Raw genomic sequence first — 13,088 nt, 5'->3', positions numbered from 1 at the left:
TTTTTAACGGTGAATAGTTAAGTAATTGAAATTGTGAAAGATAGTTTGGTTAAAATTGTTTTAAGCAGTTGCTTGACAAGAAAGAAATTTTGTGTATCTTTTAATTACAGAGGTATCGCTCTTTGATAATTCGGATGTAACCCAAGCGTGCTCGGGTTGTGCTATGTGAAAAATTCCTTCTAAGCTTTCGCTTGGAGGGTTTGATCCTGGCTCAGGACTAGCGCTGGCGGTGTGTCTTAGACATGCAAGTCGAGCGGAGCGCAGTGTGGTAGCAATACCGTGCTGCGCTTAGCGGCGAACGGGTGAGTAATACAGGGGTAACCACCCCCAAGGAGGAGAATAACCCACCGAAAGGTGGGCTAATACTCCATGTGCTGAATAGGAGGCATCTCCTGTTCAGGAAAGGTGCCGCAAGGTGCCGCCTTGGGACGGGCTCCTGGCCTATCAGCTTGATGGCGGGGTAACGGCCCACCATGGCTGAGACGGGTAGCTGGCGTGAGAGCGTGACCAGCCACAGGGGAACTGAGACACGGTCCCCACTCCTACGGGAGGCAGCAGTCTAGAAATTTGGGCAATGGGCGAAAGCCTGACCCAGCGACACCGCGTGGAGGATGAAGTCCTTCGGGATGTAAACTCCTGTCAGGGGGAACGAAGCCCGCCTTTGGCGGGTGACGGTACTCCCAGAGGAAGCCCCGGCTAACTACGTGCCAGCAGCCGCGGTAATACGTAGGGGGCGAGCGCTGTCCGGATTCACTGGGCGTAAAGGGTGTGTAGGCGGACCGGCGGGTCGATGGTGAAAGCCCCCGGCTCAACCGGGGAACTGCCGTCGAAACTACCGGTCTTGAGGGCAGGAGAGGGAGCTGGAACTTCCGGTGTAGCGGTAAAATGCGTGGATATCGGAAGGAACGCCGATGGCGAAGGCAGGCTCCTGGAATGTTCCTGACGCTGAAACACGAAAGCTAGGGGAGCAAACAGGATTAGATACCCTGGTAGTCCTAGCCGTAAACGATGCACACTGGGCGTGGGGCGCTTTGCCCTGTGCCGTAGCTAACGCGTTAAGTGTGCCGCCTGGGGACTACGGCCGCAAGGTTGAAACTCAAAGGAATTGACGGGGACCCGCACAAGCGGTGGAGGATGTGGTTTAATTCGATGCTACGCGAAGAACCTTACCTGGGTTTGACATGCTGGTGGTAGTGACCCGAAAGGGAAGCGACCCGGGATTTCCCCGGGAGCCAGCACAGGTGCTGCATGGCTGTCGTCAGCTCGTGCCGTGAGGTGTATGGTTAAGTCCCACAACGAGCGCAACCCCTGCCCTTAGTTGCCAGCCCGCGAGGGGGCACTCTAAGGGGACTGCCTCCGTCAAGGAGGAGGAAGGTGGGGATGACGTCAAGTCAGCATGGCCTTTATGCCCAGGGCTACACACGTCCTACAGTGGCTGTTACAATGGGTTGCGACACCGCGAGGTGGAGCCAATCCTGAAAAGCAGCCATGGTTCGGATTGCAGGCTGCAACTCGCCTGCATGAAGATGGAATCGCTAGTAATCGCAGATCAGCATGCTGCGGTGAATACGTTCCCGGGTCTTGTACACACCGCCCGTCACGCCATGGGAGCCGGTAATACCTGAAGTCTCCGATTATTCGGGGCCCAAGGTAGGACCGGTGACTGGGGCGAAGTCGTAACAAGGTAGCCGTACGGGAACGTGCGGCTGGATCACCTCCTTTCTACGAGTTTCGCACGACCCGAGCACGCTTTAAGTGTTACATCCGCAAATCGTGAGAAAGAAACGAAGGCGTTGGGGTGACGCCTTCTTTTTTTCTTAATAGCAACAGTTGTAGGGGCGGATAGTGTTTTATTTTCAGGTGAATAACAAAAAGTGCCGTTCGATTTCGGAAAAGGGGAGGGTTATTTTTTCTGTTTTCTGAAGTTGCAGGTGGGAACGGGCGATGATTTTTTCTTTCTTTTGCAGTTCATTTTCCCAGCCCGCCGTTTTATAGAGAACGATAACTCCACCCGGTTTTAAATGCGGTGCGGCAAAAGGCAGCGTTTTTTCGATTGGAGCGGTGAGGCGGGAGAGAATTACATCGCAGTTGAGGGGCGGGAGCGTTTCTGCCCGTTCGCAGAAAATTGAGCAGTTTTTCAGGTTCAGTTCTTTTAGCGCTGTTTCAAGAAACCGGCACTTTTTTTTGATTGACTCAATCAGGATGAATGTAGCGTCGTGCCGGACCAGCGCCAGCGGTATTCCGGGTAAACCAGCACCACTGCCCAAATCACAACAGCGGGCATTGGGCAAGATGAAGCGGTGGGCAGCAAGTGAGTCGATGATGTGGTAGGTTAGAATGCGGTGGGTGTCTTTCCGGGATATGAGGTTGACCTTTTCGTTGTACTGCCGGATGAGTTGGGCGTAAAGGCAAAGTTTGCCGTAAGTTTCGGGGTTGATATTTAAGCCGATAGTTTGGGCAGCACGGGCAAAGGTTGTAAAATCGGGGTCGTGCCCTACTGGCACGGGTCGTTCTCAGGCTGGTCTTTGATGTAGATGTCGGTGTCGAGGAAGTCGTTGAAGTCGGTCCAGCGCACGCCTTTGTTTTTCTCCATTGCGGCGCGGAAGATGGCAAGGCGGGAGTCAAGGTAGTCAAGGAAAAAGACGATGAACGCCTCGGGAAATTTGGGCGTTTTCGGTGAGCCGTACTCGTTCTCACCATGATGGGCTAATATCATATGGAGGACCATCTGGCGCAGGTCTTCAGGGAATTCAGGGATGGTGTTGATTTTTTCCAATACCATCTGGTAGCCGAGTACGATGTGGCCGAGGAGTTTACCTTCATCGGTGTGCTCAATTGTCAGGTCATAGGAGTATTCGCGCACCTTGCCGACATCGTGCAGGATAACACCGGTGCGGATGAGGTCTTTGTTCAGTTCTGGATAGGTGGCACAGAGCGGGTCAATCTGCCGGCACATCAAGACGGTGTGCTCTAATAAGCCACCAAGGTAGGCGTGATGGACCCTAACCGCGGCTGGTGCCAGGGCAAACTGTTCGGCAAATTTCGGGTCGTTGAAGAAGGCCTCAAGAAGCTGGCGGAGGTAGGGGTTCTGGATTGAGTTGATGTGGTTTTTCAGTTCTTCAAGGAGTTCGGTGCGGTTGAATCGGGTGACGGCGAGAAAGTCGCCCCGGGAAATCTGGCTCGGGTCAACTGGAAACAGTCCACTGACCGTAACCTGAACCCTGCCCTGATAGTCGCTGGCTTTGCCCTGGACATGACAGAACCCACCGTTGGCGATGTAGGTCAAGCCATCTTCAATGTTGTCCCACATTATCGCGGATAGGGTGCCGGTGCGGTCGCGCAGTTCAAAGGTGATGAATCTGCCACCGTCCCGGCGGTCTTTGATATCGAGCCGGTTGCAGAAGAAGACATCGTTGACCAGTGTGCCGGGCTTTAAATCTTTGACGAACTGGCGTTTCATTGTGCCCAGAGTTACAGGCTGAAACCGAAGGAGATGCGATGGACAGAACCGAGCGCGACCATCGGCACAAAGGTGTAGTCCAGTTGATAGCGGTTGTAGCGGACGCCAATGCCGGCGGCAAATCCGGCAAGAGGGTCAGCACCGGTACCCGCCATCAGGTCTGAGCCAAGGGAGTTGTAACCGGCGCGCAGGGCAAGAAACTGATTGACCCAGCCTTCAATGCCGGCACGGATGTTGAAGCGGTTGTTGATAGGTTTGTTCAGGTTCAGGTTGAGGTTGAGCGCCGGGGTTGGTTGCCAGGAGGCGCCAAGGCTGAATTCCAAGGGCATCGGGTCACGAACGCCAAACGGTTTTATTTCGGCACCGAGGTTTCGGGCGGTAAAACCGAGGTAAAGACCGGGTACCGGCGGTTCATAAGTGACGCCGATGTTGCCGACAAGCCCAACTGAGAAGAAGGTGTCGATTGTGCCGTAAAGCCCGGCGATACCGGCGCCGACTAACAGGTTGCTGATGAGCCGGTAGGAGCCGCTGAGGTTGAGGCAGGTAAAAGAGGCGCCAAATGTGCCCAGTTCTTCGCCCTGTTCATTGGTTTTCTTCATCGTGCCGGAGTTGAGATAATAGATGCCGACGCCGATACCTTTGGTGTTATCAAGCGGCTGGGTGTAGGCGGCAGAACCGAGATGAATGCCTGCCGGATAGTTGATATAGGTAAATTGGGCACCGGTCATTGCGCCGGTGGCTGCCGGGTTGTAATAGAAACCAAAGGCACCATCCGGCTGGGCGGTACTGGCACCGCCCAGCGCCGCCTCCCGCGCGGTAGGTGTTATATACAGAAAATCAAAGCCGGTTGTGCCGGCACCGGGGTCAATCGCAATCAAAGCCAGGGCAAGGACAATTGAGGTCATCAGTTTATTTAAGAGGAATAATCGTTAGTTGTCAAGTTAATCAGCAGAGGGATAAGAACAAGGGGCAGGGCAAGGTGATTTCTTGACACAAGTTAATAAGATTGGTAAATTTACTATATTGTTTAAGAAAATTTAACCTCAAGGAGGACATATGGCGTTAATAGATGAAGTGAAGGCGATTATCGCTGAAAAACTGCCCGATGCAGCGGGAAAGTTGACCCCGGACGCCCGTTTTCAGGAGGATTTGGGCGCGGATTCGCTCGATATTGTGGAACTGGTCCTGGCGTTTGAGGATAAGTTCGGGATTAAGATTCCGGATGAGGACTCGCAGCAGTTGACCACCGTGGGCAAGGCGGTTGAGTACCTGGAGCGGAAACTGGCTGAGAAGAAAGCCGCTGCCGAGTGATTTGCGGTTAAAGCGGTGAGTTGCGCTATGATGGAAAAACGGCGGCGGGTGGTGGTAACCGGCTTAGGTATCGTTTCGCCTCTGGGTCTGGATGTGCCCACCTACTGGCAGAATCTGCTTGCCGGTGCGAATGGCATCGGTCGAATAACCGCATTTGACCCTTCTGACCTGGCGGTGCAGATTGGGGCTGAGGTGAAGGGGTTTGACCCCAAGGCACGGCTCGATGCGAAACTGGCAAAGCGGGCGGACCGGTTTACCCAGTTTGCTCTGTGGGCAGCAGTTGAGGCGGTGGCAGATGCCAGGCTGGAGTTTGACAAGGAGGATAAAGACCGGGTTGGGGTTGTGGTTGGTTCAGGAATGGGAGGAATTGCCACCTGGGAGGAGCAGCATTCGGTTTTTATCAGCCGGGGTCCAAGACCGGTTTCGCCGCTTTTAATCCCGATGATGATTCCGGATATGGCAGCCGGTCAGATTGCGATTGTGTACGGGTTGCGGGGCCCGAACTACTGCTCGGTCTCGGCGTGCGCCTCAGGCGCGCATGCGACCGGCGTGGCGCTGCGCCATATTCAGCAGGGCGATGCTGATGTGATGATTACCGGAGGGGTTGAGGCGCCAATCACCAAGTTTACCGTTGCCGCCTTTGCCAATATGGGCGCCCTGTCCAAGCGTAATGAGGCGCCGGAGAAGGCATCAAGGCCATTTGACCGGGAGCGGGATGGGTTTGTGATTGCCGAGGGTGGTGCGATTTACATCCTTGAGGAGCTGGAGCATGCCCGGCGCCGCGGGGCGAAGATTTACTGTGAGGTTGTTGGTTATGGCGCAACCGCGGACGGTTACCACATAACCGCACCCGACCCCGAGGCAAAGGGTGCGGCGATGGCGATGCGTCGGGCGCTAATGGATGCCGGACTTAAGCCCGAAGATGTTGACTATATCAACGCCCACGGCACCTCAACGCCTTTGAACGATGCCGCCGAGGTAAAGGCGATAATGGATGTGTTTGGCGCGCATGCCCGGAACCTGGCGATTAATTCGACCAAGTCGATGATTGGTCATGGTTTGGGCGCGGCGGGTGCGATGGAGTTTGTGGCAATGGTGCTCTCGGTCAAAGAGGGTAAGGTGCACCAGACGAGAAACTTTGAACAACCGGACCAAGGGGTGGAACTGGATTTTGTGCCGAACCAGACGCGCGAGCTGAAAATCCGGGCGGCACTTTCCAATTCGTTCGGTTTTGGTGGCCACAACTGCTGTTTGTGTGTGAAGAGGTTTGAGGAGGATGGTGCCCAATGACGCCGCAGGCAACGGTCAACAGGGTCAGGCGCACAGTTTGAGACAAAAGGAGTGAGAGGATGAAGATTGTATGTTGCATTAAACAGGTTCCTTCAACCGAAACCAAGGTGCGGATTAACCCCCAGACCAACTTTGTGGATACAAATGAGGTTGAGTGGGTGATAAATCCGTACGATGAGTATGCGCTGGAGATGGCGCTACGGATAAAGGAGAAATTAGGCGTGGGTTCGGTGACCGCGGTCAGTCTTGGTCCGGAGCGGGTGAAGATGGCGCTGCGCACGGCGCTGGCGATGGGTGTTGATGAGGCGGTGCAAATATCAGACCCGGGTTTTGAAGGGCTGGATGGGCTGGGCATTGGCAAGGTGCTTGCCAGCGCGGTGGCGCGGATTGGGTTCAATCTGGTTTTGTGTGGTAAGCAGGCAATCGACGACGATATGGCATGGGTGCCACAGGCGGTTGCCCATTTTCTTGGTGTGCCCCATGTCGCGGTTGTAGCAGAGGTGGAGATTGCCAGTGCCGAGGCGCAGGAGGTTGTTGCCCATCGCGAGGTTGAAGGCGCAACCGAAATTGTTCAGGTGCGGTTGCCCTGTTTATTGACAATTCAAAAGGGCAAGTATCAACCCCGGTATCCGACTTTAAAGTTGATGATGGCGGCGAAAAAGAAGGAAATTCCGGTCTGGGGCGCTGCCGAATTGGGACTCGACCCGGCGCAACTTTCGCGTCGGGTTGTCCAGTTAGGTCATCGGTTGCCACCGGAGCGCAAGGCAGGACGGGTGCTGGAAGGAGAGCTGAATCAGGTTGTGCCGGAACTGGTGCGGCTGCTGCGCGAGGAGGCAAAGGTAATCTGATGTTTGACCGGCAACTGGTTTTACCGCGGCTCGTCGTTGGTATTGGCGGTAATATGGGTTCGGGTAAGTCGACCGTTGCCGAGGAGTTGCGGCGCTATGGTGCGCGGGTGATTGATGCCGACCAGATTGCCCGGAGTCTGTTGCGCAAGGGCAGTGCCGAGTACAAGAGGCTGGTTGCCGCTTTCGGCAAAGAGATTCTCGATAAAAAGGGGCAGATTGACCGCAAGGCGCTGGGACGCCGGGCGTTCAGTTCCAAGACCAGTTTGAAAAAGTTGAATGCGATTATGCATCCGCCCATCATCAAACGGATTGAGGAGGAGATAGCAAGGATGAAGAACGGACTCCTGGTGGTGGATGCGGCGCTCTTGTTTGCCTGCGGCCTTGATAAACAGGTTGATGTGGCGATTCTTGTAACCGCGCCGGACGGTTTGCGGCTGAAACGGATGACGAAACTGGGCTTCAGTGCCGAAGAGGTGGCGCAGCGTCTTGAAGTCCAGGGTTCGGACCGCAAGTACTGGTCAAAAGCCGACTTTGTCCTCGAAAACAAGGGTTCAATCGCTGAGTTGAAGCGTAAGGTCCGGGCGCTCTGGAACTTCTTTTACAGCAGTCGGGTCGAAGAGCTCAAAGCCAAAAAGACAGGCTCGTGAAACTGAATCAGGTGCCGCTGCGCGAACTGGAGTGCGCGGGCGGGGTGGTCAGGGCGTCAACACCGAACATCCTTGAGTATCAAGAGGTCGCGGACCTGGCGCAGGACTTTTTGCGCGTCTATCAGGAGTTGATAAATCCAGCAGCAGCGCGGTTAGGACCAAAGGAGCGGGAGGCGAATGCGGAAAGTTACGCCCTGTTAGGTAAGGATGGGGAACTGGGCCGGCTCCATTTCATCTACGACCTTGAGGAGACCCGACTGGCGGTTGAGGTTAGTGTTGCTGATGCCAATAAGGTTTATCGGCTGTTGCGCGAGCAGCGGATTGTGGTGCCGGACCTCGGTGCGATTCGGGAGATGATGTCGGGGAATCTTGCCGAGACAGTGGCGGCAATCTTCTGGCAGATTGGCGCAATCAAGGTGAGTCTGGGCGACTTAAGACCGCTGTTTAAGGTTGATGACAACCGGAACTACAGCCCGATTTACATCGATGTCAAAGGTTTGTCCAACTATCCGGCGGTGAACGACTTTGTGTTGAGCGCCAGTGCCCTTTTAGTAAAGAACCTCAATTTTGATGCGGTGTGCGGGATTGAAGCGGGCAGTATCGCAATTGCCGCACTTCTGGCGCAGAAGTTGTCCAAGCCGATGTTTTTTGCGCGCCGGGAGTTGCGCTATCCTGAGGCAAGCCCGTTTGAAGGGGTGAAACGGCACGAGCTGTTCCGCAAAAGGGTGCTTTTAGTGGACGACACCTTGGTGCACGGCTGGACCAAAGCCCGGGTGGTGGAAAAGATGCGGGATTGGGGCGCAAAGGTTGATGCCTGTTTTGTGCTGTTTGACCGGCAGCAGGGCGGTGAGGAGGAGCTGGCACAAACCGGGGTGAAACTTTACTCTCTGACCAATCGTGATGCCGCACTTTCGGAAAAGATTCCCCGCGAGGTCAGTTTTCTGACCGATGGTGAGTTTGCCGAAGTCCGGGAGTACTTTCAGGACCCGGCAGCCTGGCATAAACGCCGGGGGCTGGTGTTCAACCCACCCACGGCGCACCGTTAATTACCGGACGGTTCGCAACCGGTTAAAAAACTTGACAAAGGGATTTTTCCGGTTCACAATTTAACCGCACCGGAGGAAGCCGTGTCTTCCGGTGTTGAGGAGTTTTTTTGAAAGGAGGTGGAGATGACCTGGCATTACAACTGCCCGAACTGCGGTTATCCGCTCTCAGTCGACTGGTCACGGCACAAAGAGGAGGCGGTGTGTCGTAAGTGTCACACCCGGCACTATCCACCCACACCGGATGAAGACCATTTTGCCTACATCTGCGGTCAGAAGTGGCCCCCGGAGATGGAACATGTGGTTGTTGCCCGGCGCGGTACAACCTGCGTTGCCCCGGGCTGTTTTGCCTCCTACAACACCCTTGCCCTGCGCAAGCCAATCTCTTCTGGCGGCAGGATTTGTGTTGACAACCTGATACCGCTCTGCTTCAAGCACGCCCGGGATAAAGGCGAGCGGGATTATGACGAATGGTCGCGGGAGTTGCAGGAGAAGAGTGTGTCGGCACCGGTAGTTCCACCCGAACCGAAGATTCCTGAAACACCGCCGGTTGCCGCGGCCGAAGAGCCAGAGCCGGTGGTGAGTTATGTGCTGTCAATCGCCCAGGGTTGCAATCTCCGGCTTAATCCGCTGCCGGACAACCGCCCGGTGATAATGGCGCCTTTTATTCGCGGACCGGTACGCAAGTTGCTTTTTGATTACGAATGGCAGGTGCGGGGCGGTACTGAGTCCGAGGTGATTGTCGTTGCCTGGCCCAGAGGGGATGAGCCGAACTGGAGTGAGATAAAGAGCGATAGGTTCAACGGTGTGATGGCGAAGAAGGAGTTGCAGGTGGAGCGTGATGCCCGGGGTCAGGGTTGTGTGTGGCTGGAGTTGCCACCTGGCAATCCGGGCCGGTGGACCGCAGCGGTGATTCTGACGGGCACCGGCAACCTGGCGATTACCGAATATGTGCTTGCCGGCACCGACTGATAAAGGGGAAGGCGGTTAAGTGTTAAAAATTTCCCGAATCCGGCTGACAATTTCGCTCTGCGGAACTTCGGTCTGGGTGCCGGTGCGCAGGTCTTTTAACCCATAGACCCCGCGCTTTATCTCTTCGGCACCAACCACAACACACAGGGCCGCGCCGGCAAGGTCGGCAAGGTGGAGCTGGCGCTTGAGTTTCGGGGATTCGTAGGAGATTAGGGCGGGGATTTTTTCTGCCCGGAGCCGGTCAAGTAGTTCCTGGGCAACGGGCAGTTCCTCAGCCGTGGTCCAGACGACAAACACCAGTTGCCGGCTCGGCGTGGTCGCTGGTTCCGGCATCGCGAGCAGCGTCCGTTCCAAGCCGATTGCCAGACCGATGGCGGGTGTTGGTGGTCCGCCAAACTCCTCAAACAAATAGTCGTATCTGCCGCCCCCGCCCAGACTGGTTTGGGCGCCCAGCCCCGGTGCGATGAACTCAAAGGTGGTGCGGTTGTAGTAGTCAAGACCGCGGACCAGATGTTCGTTCAGTTCCCAGCGCACCTGGGTGCGTTTCAGACCGGCAAGGACCGCGGCAAAGTGTTCCTGGCACTCGGCACAGAGGTGTTGATGGGGCAAGGGTGCTGCGGCAAGCACCTGCTGGCAGCCCGGATTTTTACAGTCAAAGGTGCGCAACGGGTTGTGTTCGAGCCGGCTGGCGCAGTCCGGACACAGTTCGGTGCGGTGCGGGCGCAAAAAGTCAAGCAGTTTTTCCCGATAAAGGGGTCGGCACAAACGGCAGCCAATGGAGTTGACCAGAACCATGCCGTCGTTGATTCCGAGTTGGGCAAAGAACCGGGTACCGAGTTGAATCGTCTCGACATCAACCAGGGGATGAGCTTCACCCAGCGCCTCAACACCCAGTTGATAAAACTCCCGATACCGTCCCTTCTGGGGCCGGCTGTAACGAAAACAGGGTGTGATGTAGAACAGCCGGCAGGGCAGACGCAACCGGTTTTCCAGTACAGCGCGGACCACGCCCGGTGTACCTTCGGGTTTTAAGGTCAAACTGCGGCCGGCACGATCGGTAAATGTGTACATCTCCTTCTGGACGATGTCCGAAGTGCTGCCCGAAGATTTGATAAACACCTCGGTGTGTTCAAAGGTTGGCGTGACCACCTCCTGGTAGCCGTAAAGGTGTGCCAGCTGCCGGAAGGTTTTTTCCACCCAAAACTTCTTTTCGCTCTGGGGCGGGACAAAGTCCTGAGTGCCTTTGGGTCGGCTTGATTTGAGCACGGTTATTTCAGGCGGGTTGCCAGTTCATAACAGATGATACCGAGACCCAGTCCGATGAGGTTGGAGAGCAGGTCAACCTGATTGTACTCGCGCCGGGTTGGCAGGAGCCGTTGCAAATATTCAATACCAAAGGCAATGGGCGCGGTGATTAAAATTCCGCTCCAGGGCAGGGCGGCTTGACCCAAAACACCCATCACCACAAACATTCCGGTATGAATCGTTTTATCCAGCCCGCGCTGGATAAGCGGACTCGGTTTGCCGAGCGGCATTGACATCGCAACGATGGTAACAATCACCCAGATAACGAACAAAACCCGGCTTGCGGTCCGTTTAGCCATTGCCTTGCTCCTCACCGCGGACAATCTCCTTGATGCGCATCAGCCGGGTCAGGTCCTGGCGCTCGGCTTCCGCCAGTTTGAAGTTTATCATCCGGATGGACTCTTCAATTGAGGGGATTAAGACAAATTCAAGGGCGTTGACCCGGCGTCGGGTCCGTTCCAGTTCACCGGCAAGGATTTCAAGTGTCTTCTCCTTTTCGGCAAGGATAAAGAGTGCATCGAGCAGGTTGTCAAGGGATAAAAGCGCCTGGTCCAGTACCGGCGCGGTTGTGGCAAAGCCGTAGCAACGGAGCCGACCGGAGACCTTTTTCGTGAAAACCGGCACCTCAATGTTCATCGCCCGGCGCGTCGCCACCGTGACCTCAACCTTGCGGGTTGGAATCAACACCGCCTCGTCCAAAAACTGCGGCTCGTACGCGGCGCGGGCAAGGGCAAACTGGGCAAGAACCTGGCGCATCTCTTTGCGCACCCGGGCGCGGTGCTGGCGGATTTCACTAATCAGTTCCAAAAGCCGGCGCATCAGCTCCTGCTGCTTGTCTTTAAGCAGTTTGTGACCGCGGCGGGCGATAACGAGCCGGCGCCGCAGCCGCATCAACTCCATCCGGGTCGCACTGACCGAAAGTCTCATCGGGCAGATTTTAACAGAGAACCGGGCAAAGTCAAAATTCCGCTAACGGGCGGATGCTGGTCGGTCAAGACGCAGGGCGACAACATCGGTGGTCTGCCGCATTACATCAGCCGCGACAAACACATCCCGGTCATAGGCGATGGCAACACCCCGGACATCACCACCCAGGTCGATGTGTCGCTCCCACACGCTCGGAGCGTTCGGCTGGTACTCAAACACGAGCAGGTTGCGCCGTTTCGGGGTGATAAGGGCACCGCTGATGAAGATTTCGCCCTTTTCGGTAATGAACAGACCACCCGCCTCAGCCTGTGCCGCGGCGCCGTATGCGACCTTGCGCACCGCACCACCATCCGGGGTGTATTCAAGAACAACACAGCGGGTTGAGTCTTTGGTGCGAGCGGTGCCAACCGCAACGATATTGCCAAACTGGTCAACCGCAACCGCGGCGGGCAGGTCATCACCACCCGAGTCGTAGCGCCGGGTCCAGAGGGTTTCGCCCTTCGGATTGGTGTGCATCAGCAGAATGTCCTCGCCTGAGCAGGAGGTGACCTGACCGAGCACGGTCAAACTGCCGTCCGGATGCGCGGCAAGCGCCTTCGCATCAGCCGCCTGGTCGATTCGATAATTACGGGTCCAGACCGTTTTGCCGGCAGGGTCAAGCATCCCCAGGAAAATTTCAGCCCCGTATTCGGTTTGCACCCCACCGCCGAAAACGACATTGGAGTCAAGGGCGCAAACACCGTTTGCCCAGCAGGCGTTGCCGCTCACGATGCCCTTTTTCCACACGATTTTTCCCTCGGGTGCGACCTTGATGAGGAGGGCAAAGGTGGTGTCGTGGAATCTGGCATAACCTCCAAGCAACAGATTGCCGGTGCGGTCCAGCGCCGCCGAACGGCAGATGTTGACACTGCCTTCGGCAAACGGCTGGCGCCGGACAAAATTGCCCTTGCGGTCCAGAACCTGGACAAACCATACGGTCCTGCCCTTTTCCGGATTACCCTGGGTGCCGGCAAGGATAACCTCATCACCCCGGGTCAAAAGGGCAGCGACCTGCTCATCGGTATTGGTATCAAGCACCTTCTTCCAGGCTACGGTGGGCTTGCCACACCGCCCGAAAAAGAGCAGGGCAGAACAGATTAACAGGGTAATAAATAATGGTTTTATTAATGGTGACTCTCGGTCAACTCCGCGCCATCTCATAACCGATATATTTTATCAAAACGGGTGGAAAAGTCAATGCGGTGCGTATGGACTTTGGACAGTGGGCAGCAGGTACGGTATAGGA

Annotated in this window: 13 protein-coding genes and 1 rRNA gene; 7 read left to right on the top strand and 7 right to left on the bottom strand. The window is 55.9% G+C overall.

Annotation, left to right across the window (positions count from 1 at the left end; all coding sequences use genetic code 11):
• Positions 1-189: 189 nt before the first annotated feature.
• Positions 190-1,724, top strand: a 16S ribosomal RNA gene (locus HPY86_03715).
• A gap of 132 nt (positions 1,725-1,856) precedes the next feature.
• Here HPY86_03715 and rsmG read toward each other — a convergent pair.
• Genes rsmG through HPY86_03700 form a run of 3 tightly spaced genes read right to left on the bottom strand, consistent with a single transcriptional unit; the run spans position 1,857 to position 4,365 of the window.
• A complete protein-coding gene (rsmG, locus tag HPY86_03710) occupies positions 1,857-2,504 on the bottom strand; it encodes a 16S rRNA (guanine(527)-N(7))-methyltransferase RsmG (GenBank protein NPV14023.1) in 648 nt (215 codons plus the stop codon).
• Complete coding sequence (locus HPY86_03705) at positions 2,495-3,460, bottom strand: HD domain-containing protein (GenBank protein NPV14022.1); 966 nt, start codon at positions 3,458-3,460, stop codon at positions 2,495-2,497. Before HPY86_03705 ends, rsmG begins: the two co-directional genes overlap by 10 nt.
• 11 nt (positions 3,461-3,471) lie before the next feature.
• Positions 3,472-4,365 (bottom strand): PorV/PorQ family protein, encoded by an 894-nt coding sequence (locus tag HPY86_03700; GenBank protein NPV14021.1) that lies wholly within the window; start codon positions 4,363-4,365, stop codon positions 3,472-3,474.
• 151 nt (positions 4,366-4,516) lie between these two features.
• On the opposite strand from HPY86_03700, the gene acpP reads away from it, so the two are divergent.
• The 6 genes from acpP (at position 4,517) to HPY86_03670 (ending at position 9,571) form a co-directional block, all read left to right on the top strand.
• On the top strand, positions 4,517-4,771 hold the full coding sequence (acpP, locus tag HPY86_03695; protein NPV14020.1) for an acyl carrier protein: 255 nt from the start codon (positions 4,517-4,519) through the stop codon (positions 4,769-4,771).
• 27 nt (positions 4,772-4,798) lie between these two features.
• Positions 4,799-6,061: a beta-ketoacyl-ACP synthase II gene (gene fabF / locus HPY86_03690; GenBank protein NPV14019.1), complete on the top strand. Its 1,263-nt coding sequence runs from the start codon at positions 4,799-4,801 to the stop codon at positions 6,059-6,061.
• 59 nt (positions 6,062-6,120) lie between these two features.
• Positions 6,121-6,909, top strand: coding sequence for an electron transfer flavoprotein subunit beta/FixA family protein (locus HPY86_03685; GenBank protein ID NPV14018.1), 789 nt, complete (start codon positions 6,121-6,123; stop codon positions 6,907-6,909).
• The gene (locus HPY86_03680) at positions 6,909-7,556 is read left to right on the top strand and encodes a dephospho-CoA kinase (protein NPV14017.1); all 648 of its coding nucleotides are present in this window, start codon (positions 6,909-6,911) and stop codon (positions 7,554-7,556) included. The genes HPY86_03685 and HPY86_03680 overlap by 1 nt, the downstream gene beginning before the upstream one ends.
• Positions 7,553-8,602 carry a hypothetical protein gene (locus HPY86_03675; GenBank protein ID NPV14016.1) on the top strand — a complete coding sequence of 350 codons (1,050 nt, stop codon included), beginning with the start codon at positions 7,553-7,555 and terminating at the stop codon, positions 8,600-8,602. The genes HPY86_03680 and HPY86_03675 overlap by 4 nt, the downstream gene beginning before the upstream one ends.
• Positions 8,603-8,725: 123 nt before the next feature.
• Positions 8,726-9,571 carry a hypothetical protein gene (locus HPY86_03670; protein NPV14015.1) on the top strand — a complete coding sequence of 282 codons (846 nt, stop codon included), beginning with the start codon at positions 8,726-8,728 and terminating at the stop codon, positions 9,569-9,571.
• A 15-nt stretch (positions 9,572-9,586) separates the two neighbouring features.
• Here the strand turns inward: HPY86_03670 and HPY86_03665 are convergent, their stop codons facing one another.
• Genes HPY86_03665 through HPY86_03650 form a run of 4 tightly spaced genes read right to left on the bottom strand, consistent with a single transcriptional unit; the run spans position 9,587 to position 13,003 of the window.
• A complete protein-coding gene (locus tag HPY86_03665; protein ID NPV14014.1) occupies positions 9,587-10,837 on the bottom strand; it encodes a histidine--tRNA ligase in 1,251 nt (416 codons plus the stop codon).
• A gap of 2 nt (positions 10,838-10,839) precedes the next feature.
• Complete coding sequence (locus tag HPY86_03660) at positions 10,840-11,175, bottom strand: hypothetical protein (protein NPV14013.1); 336 nt, start codon at positions 11,173-11,175, stop codon at positions 10,840-10,842.
• On the bottom strand, positions 11,168-11,803 hold the full coding sequence (locus HPY86_03655; protein ID NPV14012.1) for a V-type ATP synthase subunit D: 636 nt from the start codon (positions 11,801-11,803) through the stop codon (positions 11,168-11,170). The genes HPY86_03660 and HPY86_03655 overlap by 8 nt, the downstream gene beginning before the upstream one ends.
• Before the next feature lie 42 nt (positions 11,804-11,845).
• On the bottom strand, positions 11,846-13,003 hold the full coding sequence (locus HPY86_03650) for a hypothetical protein (protein ID NPV14011.1): 1,158 nt from the start codon (positions 13,001-13,003) through the stop codon (positions 11,846-11,848).
• Positions 13,004-13,088 lie beyond the last annotated feature (85 nt).

Source organism: candidate division WOR-3 bacterium, from assembly GCA_013177935.1.
Lineage (GTDB): Bacteria > Hydrothermota > Tepidihabitantia > Tepidihabitantales > Tepidihabitantaceae > Tepidihabitans.
This window is presented reverse-complemented; position numbering and strand designations above follow the sequence as displayed.

Coding starts and splice junctions, on each gene's coding strand:
- HPY86_03705 (NPV14022.1), bottom strand. CDS start 3,460: ATGAAACGCCAGTTCGTCAAAGATTTAAAGCCCGGCACACTGGTCAAC.
- HPY86_03700 (NPV14021.1), bottom strand. CDS start 4,365: ATGACCTCAATTGTCCTTGCCCTGGCTTTGATTGCGATTGACCCCGGT.
- acpP (NPV14020.1), top strand. CDS start 4,517: ATGGCGTTAATAGATGAAGTGAAGGCGATTATCGCTGAAAAACTGCCC.
- fabF (NPV14019.1), top strand. CDS start 4,799: ATGATGGAAAAACGGCGGCGGGTGGTGGTAACCGGCTTAGGTATCGTT.
- HPY86_03685 (NPV14018.1), top strand. CDS start 6,121: ATGAAGATTGTATGTTGCATTAAACAGGTTCCTTCAACCGAAACCAAG.
- HPY86_03680 (NPV14017.1), top strand. CDS start 6,909: ATGTTTGACCGGCAACTGGTTTTACCGCGGCTCGTCGTTGGTATTGGC.
- HPY86_03670 (NPV14015.1), top strand. CDS start 8,726: ATGACCTGGCATTACAACTGCCCGAACTGCGGTTATCCGCTCTCAGTC.
- HPY86_03660 (NPV14013.1), bottom strand. CDS start 11,175: ATGGCTAAACGGACCGCAAGCCGGGTTTTGTTCGTTATCTGGGTGATT.
- HPY86_03655 (NPV14012.1), bottom strand. CDS start 11,803: ATGAGACTTTCGGTCAGTGCGACCCGGATGGAGTTGATGCGGCTGCGG.
- HPY86_03650 (NPV14011.1), bottom strand. CDS start 13,003: ATGAGATGGCGCGGAGTTGACCGAGAGTCACCATTAATAAAACCATTA.